The sequence below is a fragment of the Terriglobales bacterium genome (assembly GCA_035567895.1).
Classification (GTDB): domain Bacteria; phylum Acidobacteriota; class Terriglobia; order Terriglobales; family Acidobacteriaceae; genus Gp1-AA112.
Genome location: DATMPC010000054.1, coordinates 1 through 7668, shown reverse-complemented (window position 1 = coordinate 7668; position 7668 = coordinate 1). Strand labels below are relative to the sequence as shown.

The 7668-nt window shown below is 55.7% G+C and carries 7 protein-coding genes; 1 reads left to right on the top strand and 6 read right to left on the bottom strand.

Features of this window, described 5'->3' with window-relative positions:
* A partial coding sequence (locus VNX88_10935) for a hypothetical protein (GenBank protein ID HWY69175.1) occupies positions 1 to 397 on the top strand: 397 nt, incomplete at its 5' end.
* A 348-nt stretch (positions 398 to 745) separates the two neighbouring features.
* On the opposite strand, the gene VNX88_10930 is transcribed toward VNX88_10935, so the two are convergent.
* The 6 genes from VNX88_10930 to VNX88_10905 form a co-directional block, all read right to left on the bottom strand.
* On the bottom strand, positions 746 to 886 hold the full coding sequence (locus VNX88_10930) for a hypothetical protein (GenBank protein ID HWY69174.1): 141 nt from the start codon (positions 884 to 886) through the stop codon (positions 746 to 748).
* Positions 887 to 981: 95 nt separating this feature from the next.
* Complete coding sequence (locus VNX88_10925; protein ID HWY69173.1) at positions 982 to 3099, bottom strand: FUSC family protein; 2118 nt, start codon at positions 3097 to 3099, stop codon at positions 982 to 984.
* A 2-nt stretch (positions 3100 to 3101) separates the two neighbouring features.
* Positions 3102 to 4316, bottom strand: coding sequence for a biotin/lipoyl-binding protein (locus tag VNX88_10920; GenBank protein ID HWY69172.1), 1215 nt, complete (start codon positions 4314 to 4316; stop codon positions 3102 to 3104).
* 281 nt (positions 4317 to 4597) lie between these two features.
* The gene (locus tag VNX88_10915) at positions 4598 to 6064 is read right to left on the bottom strand and encodes a TolC family protein (protein ID HWY69171.1); all 1467 of its coding nucleotides are present in this window, start codon (positions 6062 to 6064) and stop codon (positions 4598 to 4600) included.
* Positions 6057 to 6578, bottom strand: a complete 522-nt coding sequence (locus VNX88_10910; GenBank protein ID HWY69170.1) for a two-component regulator propeller domain-containing protein — start codon at positions 6576 to 6578, stop codon at positions 6057 to 6059. The genes VNX88_10915 and VNX88_10910 overlap by 8 nt, the downstream gene beginning before the upstream one ends.
* 770 nt (positions 6579 to 7348) lie before the next feature.
* Positions 7349 to 7558: a hypothetical protein gene (locus VNX88_10905; GenBank protein ID HWY69169.1), complete on the bottom strand. Its 210-nt coding sequence runs from the start codon at positions 7556 to 7558 to the stop codon at positions 7349 to 7351.
* Between the last annotated feature and the right edge of the window lie 110 nt (positions 7559 to 7668).

Below are 7668 nucleotides of genomic sequence, written 5' to 3'. Positions count from 1 at the left end.
TCGCCACGAAATCTTCTACCTCGGCGAAAGCACGATTGGCGCGGTACGCATTGACGACTACAAGTATCGCTTCATCGATCAACCCCAAGGCTGGCTGGGGGTCAAAAATCATCCGGACGTGCCGTCGATTATCAATCTGCGGCTCGATCCGTACGAGAGAATGAGCTTTCCAGAAGACCTGACGAGGAATGGGTCATTGATGTCTTTCGGTGATTGGTACATGTATCAATTCTGGCGTTTTATTTTCGTTCAGCAAATGATGGGCAAGGAAATCCAGACCTTCCTGGAATTCCCGCCGATGCAACGAGGCGCAAGCTTCAACCTCGATGCCCTGAAAGCCGAAATGGCAGCCAAGATGGCCCAGGCGGAAGCAGCGGCCAAAGGACCCAGCAAATAACAAGAACTGCGTTCAACCCGGTGGGCGGCTCGCGAGGGCCGCCCTCATTGCCATTCCACGGTGAACAGATGTCAATGAAACGAATCCCAAGAAAGCCTGATCGGTATAATCGAGGCGGCGTCTATCTTTGCGATCTTCCAACACAACTTGTTACCCTTCTGAAGGCCAGCGGTGAGGATGTTAAGACCGTTCAGGAACTTATTCGCCACGCGGAAGGCGGCTTGGCACCCTTTGTTCTTGAACCGCGAACGGGTTCAAGTGGAGATAGCAGGCGGTTTGCTAATTCACCCTGGCCTGTTAGCACGGACCGTTGCGAACACAGACCGATTCTCACCCGCTCCACTTAACTCAGCAGCTCGCGTGCAGTCCGGCGCACTCGCCTTTGGCTTGCTGGTAGATAGGAATATCGGAGTCGGCATCCTTCCAGAGAGACAGAAGTTCCTCATATGATTTGCGCGCCGCAGCTTCGTCGCCCATCAGTTTGTGCACCCCAGCCAGCTGCAAGTGTGATGATGCGGTGCGCCTAATTTATTTATCGGCAGGTAATTCATAAACGCCTCCAAGCACAAGCCGACGACCACACTTCAGATTTCTTTACTTAGGGACATCGTCAGGGATGCAGTGTTGCGGGACAAGGCAAGAATGGTCTGCAGATTGGGAGTAAGCAATTCTTGCGTCCCTTCCGAACTGCAAGATCGGACGGTCTGCTGCAGTTGCTCGAGCGAATCTTCGAGCTTGTCATCTCCCCGCGGTGGTTTACCGTCGAGGCGGTCGGCCATACCTTCCAGTATCTTGGCGGACTCATCGTCGACCTGCTGTTGTGCCAAACGCACAGCTTCGGGTAGCTTGAAACCGGGTAGTTGGAGACGGTATTTCAGCAACGTAGTTCGTATCATGAAAAGCGCACGAAGCGACGGTTGCGAGCGACGAATTCGACTGCGCAATGCGAGGCCTTGCTGGCGGGAAGGGCCAAGTTCGAACAGGAGTGCATCGCCCAGACTCTTCACTTTGTCAAAGTTAGCGCTGATCGTCTCGCGAAGAGAATAAGTGCCCCAAATCCCCGTTGCTCCGGGAAGTGGCTCGCGGGCGAGATCAGCGAGTAGCCGCAGATTGGAAATAAATATCTTCTTCATCTCCACCGCAGCATGAGCCCCCCAGAGCTGATCAAAGACTAGCCACATCATGAACAATCCGACCAGAACGCCAACAACACGGTCTCTGGCTACGGAGAGCGATGTCTGCACCGCAAACTCCTGCAGGTTAATGAGGTAGAAAGCCAGAGCGGCCTGCAATCCGAAGTAGGACAAGCGAGGGCTGCAGGTCATGAACCAGGAAGCGAAAAGTGTGACGAGTATGAAAAGAACAGTGAATCCAGCAATCGAATCGAGGTAGGGCAGAATGAAAATCTGCGAGCCCATTCCAATAATAAAGCCACCTGCAACGGCCCCCGCGAATCGCAGTATCTGCTTCTGACGAGATGAACCTATAGTGGATAACCCGGTTAGCAAGCATGTGGTTACGGCAGTGCTGATGCCCGGCCAAGCGATGGCATTGTAGAGGATGTAACAGAGGCTCGCGGCAAGGCAGCCCTTCAGCGCAAATTTAAGGTGCTCTGGATTGGTCAGCGCGTCCGGAACAAGAAGCTTCGATTGCGGGCTGTCGTCTGTGGGCGGCAGATACTCATCCATGGAACGAGAACCCGCAAATATGTGAGGGATAAGCGCGACTGTTTCCTGCATCTCGCGCAATAAGGGAACGCCACGTGAGAGTCCGCCGTCAAGATCAAAATGAATCGGGCCCGGAATTCGCCGTTTAAGCAGATCGCTACGAATGCTCGCAATTCGCACGGCCAAGTCTTGCCATTGCTGCTGATCGTCGCGGGAAGGCGCGAAACGCAGCTGCGTTAGAGCTGCAGCAATGTCCACAAGTCTGGCCACAACCGCGACGACTCCGCTCATCTGCATACGGTAATGCGCTGAGTAGTCAGAACGCCGCAATATTCGACGTAAGGTTGATGTTCCCTGCATTTCAAGAGTGGCGATTTTCTCTTCGGTCCCGGAATCTACCTGGCGGCCCGCGGCATAGGAAGCTAACAAACTTTCAACTGCCGCTAACCGTTCCGCAACCGGCAGAACGACGTCGTCTCCGGCCTTAGTGCGCGCAAACACCAGCTCTACTGCCGCAGTGGCAACCACTCCGATCGCCGCCGCCAACACAACCCAGAGGGTATCTTCCACATTTCTCTCTGCCGATACATGGCGATCCCACAATGGAACTGACACGGAGATCATGTTGGTGAACATAGTCACCGCAACGTAGTTGGTAATCGTGCTGAGTGCGTAGAAGGCGATCGCGAAGGTAAGAACAATCCACAAAAAATGCAGCACTGGAACACTGATCACAAACCATACGGAGATCAAAACATACGCCGCGGTGACAGCGGTTACTCCGGACATCATTCCCGCTGATTTCAGAGTGGATCGAGGATTCTCGCGAGAAACGACAAGTGCATAAACTGCGGCTTGAAACCCATAGGGAATACGAAAGGTCATGCAGACGATCATGGCGAGAGTCGCTGCAATCACCATCCGCGCAACTGTTCCGGTTCGGCCCGGGTACGGGGCGAGTTCTTGCTTTAGAAAAGCCCAGAACCACTGTGGCGTTGAGGGCAGCGCGCCGATGTTTTGTGCAAGCGTCGCCATCTTCAACGTCCGCGAATGATCACAACCGCTGACTCGCCCACGCGAAAGAGATCGGCGGGCGGATCCTTCACGCGCACGCGGACTGGGTACCGTGATGCGAGATGAACCCAGCTAAGCGTTCGCTGCGCGTCGGGTAGACCAGAAGTTAAGGTGCCAAAAACATCGGCATCGGGCGTGACGCCAAAGCCGACGCTATCCACGACTCCGGAGAAGCGCACTTCAGGTTTCGACAGCACGTAAACATCTGCCCGCATCCCTGGCTCGATGTGTCGAAGAGTGCCCTCTCGAAAATTACCAATCGCCCACCAAGTCCGCGCGTCAATCAGTATGAAAATCTGCTGGCCTATATGCGCATACGCGCCTTCCGAAATGGTGAGATTTGTAACTCGAGCGTCAAACGGTGCATAGACCTTGCAGTTGTGGAGATTGTATTGGGCATTCTTGACAGCCGAGGCACGAGCCCCGCGCTGGTTAATTAGCGGCTCGAGCGTAGTTACGGCATGCACGGATTGTTGGTGTTGCGCTTTGCTCTGCTCGAGCGCTGCCTTGGAGCGTTCATATTGCGCCTCAGCCGATTTTAGGCCTGCCTGCGAAAGCAGCAGTTGCGAGGAGGCCTGTTTGAGGGCTTCGGACTGAGCGATTTCCGAGGTTCTCGCTCTATCGACCTGATCCGCGGTTACGAACTGTTTTTCGAGCAGCGGCTCGACGCGATGCAGATTGTTACTTGCATAGGTCCATTCGGCTTTGGCGCGGCTCACGCCCTCCTCTGCGTTCGACACGTCGGCCCGCGCTTGATCGACCGCCGCGGCCCATCGCCCTACGTCAGCCTGCGAGCTCTGGATATTCGCTTGCGAAACGGATACGGCGCTTACCAATGCCGCAATCTTCCGCCCCTCGTCTCCGATTTGTCCCTCGAGAGCAGCCTGCTCGGAAAGAGCGTTTTCGAGAGCGTACTGATAGGGGCGATCGTCAATCTCAAACAGCGGTTCGCCCTGCTTCACAAACTGATTGTCGTGGACGTTCAAGCGAATGATCGGCCCTTCCACCTGTGGCGCGATTCCGATGAAATTGGCCGTCACTTCCGCGTCGTCCGTGCGCGGCTGGCGATTGACTTCGAAGAGCACAATCAAACCAAGAACGATCGCGCCTAATACGATGGCGATGCGAAGATTGCGAATCGTCTTTCGGCTGGTTTTTTGCGGCTGTTCCAGGTCCATAAGATCTCCTCAATGATAAAAAAGGAGCCACAGTGCGAATGTGAACAAGGCTGTCGAGCAGGCATACATCAGGATCGGAGGAGAGAACGCTTCCTCAAGGTGTAGCTTCAAAAGTAGAAAACGAGTTCCTGTCGTTAGCACGATTCCCAAGACCAAACAGAGGAGCCAAGCCGGGAAAAATGATCCTAGCACGTCGATCGACGGAGCGCGCTGACAACCGACGAGCGAAATGGTGGTGCCCAAAAGCAGCACTTGCGCGCCGAGACGTTGTGGCATGTGTCTCACGGGTGCTCCCTCGAACCACCCGCACGTACCAAGTCGCCGGTTCGAAAAGCCAGATCGGCCAGCGTATCGAGAACCGCCGTGCGTGCTGCGACATCGGCCGATCGGGCCTGTGCCAGCACTCGTTGAGCTGCGGTGACATCAAGTAAGCTGCGGACGCCGTATCCATAGGCGTCAACGGCCGCGATGTAGGATTGACGCGCAGCTTGCAAGAGGGCCGTAGCTGCTTCTCGCTGCCGCACCGCTGTTTTGACGTTCGAATAACTTCGCCACACCTCATCCGCAATTTGATCCATGGTGGCTTGCGCTTGGGCAGCCGTCTCATTTCGAGTTGCCTGGGCTCTCAGCAAATTGTTCTTTCGGGCTCCGCCGTCAAAGATGGTCCAATCGATTCTCACGGCTGCCGCACCGTTCAATCCGGTGGCCTGAGTTGGAGGAAGCTGCTGCTGCCATCCATACTGTGGCTGCCCGGTCACCGTCGCCTCAAATTTCACGGAAGGATAATAAGCAGCACGCGCCTCTCGAACTCTCCCTTCCGCGGCCTGGATTCCCGCTAACTGCTGCAGCAGGTCGGGACGTTGTTCCATTGCGCGAGTCAGCAACTCTTCGACCGAATCATTGTGCATCTCGGGAGCCGGCAGTTCATCCAGTGGCTGCACTCGAATGCTGACGGTCGGCGCGATCCCAAGCGTAGTCGCCAGGTCGCCACGCGCAATGACCTCGGCCCCGCGTGCCGACTGCAAATCGTACTCCGCTTGAGCCGTGGCGCTCCGCGCCTCGAGAACATCGGGAAGAGTGGCAAGGCCATTCTGTAACCTATTTTCCGCCGCTTCCTGCACGGTCTTCGCGTTCTCCAGGCTGGCTTCGTCCGCCTCGACCTGCCCAACGGCATTTAGCAGGCGGTAGTAGGTGTCCGCGACTTGGAAAATGATTTTTCGGTGGGTGTCGTTGAAGACAAAGTTGGCGGCAGCGAGCTCCGCGCGGGCCGCTGCGATGCGGCCCGCGCGGGCGCCAAAGTCGAACATGGTGTAATCCAATTGCAACGCCGGTCCAAACGTCGCAACGGTTTGGCGCACAAAACTGCTGCCGAACAACACCGACTGGCGGTTGACTTGTGAGAGCACAGCGGCGGCCAGCGCCGGATACAATTCGCTTTGCGCGATGTGCAGCGCGGCTCCTCTGCTCTTCGCGCCTTCCCAGGCCACGCGAGTCTCTGGATTATTGCGCTCCGCAAAATCCACCAATTCCGCTAGGGAATATACCTTCGCGTCATCGACCGCGAGTCGCGAAACCCCCAATGCTTTCGCCCCGTCTTCGATTTTGCGTTCAGCAGGAAAATGCCAAGGTCGATCGGGTGAAGGAGGCACACTCTGCCCCGCGGCGATTCGGCAAATCGCTGCGGTTACTACTAGAAGGAAGAATCCTCGCCATTTCGTGTTCATCACGCTGTTTCTCGTTTCAATCATCTTTTCCCCCGGTTGAGAACGTGCTCCACGTCTCGTTCGCTCGATTGAATTTATTGAGAAATTGATCGCATCCGACCCAGAGCGCGCCATCGCGATCCTTGAAGAGGCCGTTGACTTCCACTCCACTAAGGCTGTTGGGATTTCTTGGATCGTGGACGAACAATTTGTAGTTGTAGCCGTCGTACCGGTTCAGCCCATATTGCGTGCCAAACCACATGAAGCCCTGACCGTCCTGTACAATCTGGCCAACTTTTGTTTGCGAAAACCCCTCGGCTGTGGAGAGTCGTGTCAAACTGATACCTTTCCCGTCGACCACTGGCAGGGTGGTTGTGTGAGGCTCTACATCCGCCTGCCGCACCACTCTAAGATTGACGGCCTGATTGTCGGGGCGACCCGCTCCGTCTCGGGCCATCCCCAATGTGGCATCACACCAGAGCGCGACAAGGGCGCAGCGAACGGCCAGGCGCACGAGAACCGTCGGCTTGATTGTTCCTTGCTGGACAATCGCAATCACAGTGTTTGGCGATCCTGTCCGGTCGTCCAGACCTGCTCAATCGCTGTTCATAGTACTCCCGAATCGGGGGGTTTTCAGCGGTCCTTGGAGGGAATCGTAAGCCTAGTTGGGATAAGCTCCCATTTTGTAAGCCCTCCAGCTAGTCCACCCCGCCCTCCGCAATAGGAGCGTCTCGTTACGGTGCGCTCGAAGCTTCATCGGCGCTTCCCGCTGGTTGCGGGCGAGTGACGAGGCATCCGTAAACTATTCCGGGCAGAAGCCCGCATGTGAGAAGCGGCCTCTCCGCAAGGATCACTTGCGCTCTCACCTCCTCGAACCCCGTTTGGGGCCAATTTCCGTATAGCCGTTTATTAGCGGCCAATATGTTGAATCACATCTCTAAAAGAGGTTTCGGTGGGGAAGTGTTATTCTCTTACAGTTGGATTTTTCTTTCAGAAGGAAAGAGCTCCGCTTCTGTCTAAGATCTTAGGACCTCAAGCGGTGCGGAAAGTGCAATAAAAGGAATCGTAGCTCATCAGAGATCTGTCCTCGTGCACCATGTGCAGGTCACTCCACAAAACATCAATCGTAGGTAGAGGCGCGAGAATGGGCAGAGATTGGCCGCTAATGCCGACGATCCGTCCATTGCCTGCTTTCCGAATGCTTGACTCGGCGACTACGAGGCGTTTATCTGGTTTGAGCGAGCATACCAGGAGCAGTCAAACATTCTGCAATTCCTGAAAGTGCACCCCTTCTTCGACCCCGTGCACGATGATCCCCGCTTTAAGGACCTACTCCATCGCGTCGGGCTTGACCAGCGTTGGTAGCCACATGTTCTGGATTGGCGGTGCCAGGCCCGCGAAGTCACTGATCTCTTCTCTGCTGCTGTATTGTGTCGTGAGCACGACGGGCTCGGATCCAAACGGCCCGTGATAGGTCGAGAAACTAGCGGAGTGGTTGGCTACTCGTATCTCGTTCGGCCCCTTCCGAATGGTCGGCAAGCCTTACCTAATCGCGTTACGTCAGAGTGGCCCGTCAACCGGGCACAACCGGCGCCACGGCGACCAATTTCAGCTCCACTGCAGATAATTAAAGTACTTTCATCGCAATT

What these genes read in the sequence shown, in the direction of transcription:
- VNX88_10915 (HWY69171.1), bottom strand. Translation starts at nt 6,064, where the DNA reads ATGATTGAAACGAGAAACAGCGTGATGAACACGAAATGGCGAGGATTC.
- VNX88_10925 (HWY69173.1), bottom strand. Translation starts at nt 3,099, where the DNA reads ATGGCGACGCTTGCACAAAACATCGGCGCGCTGCCCTCAACGCCACAG.
- VNX88_10920 (HWY69172.1), bottom strand. Translation starts at nt 4,316, where the DNA reads ATGGACCTGGAACAGCCGCAAAAAACCAGCCGAAAGACGATTCGCAAT.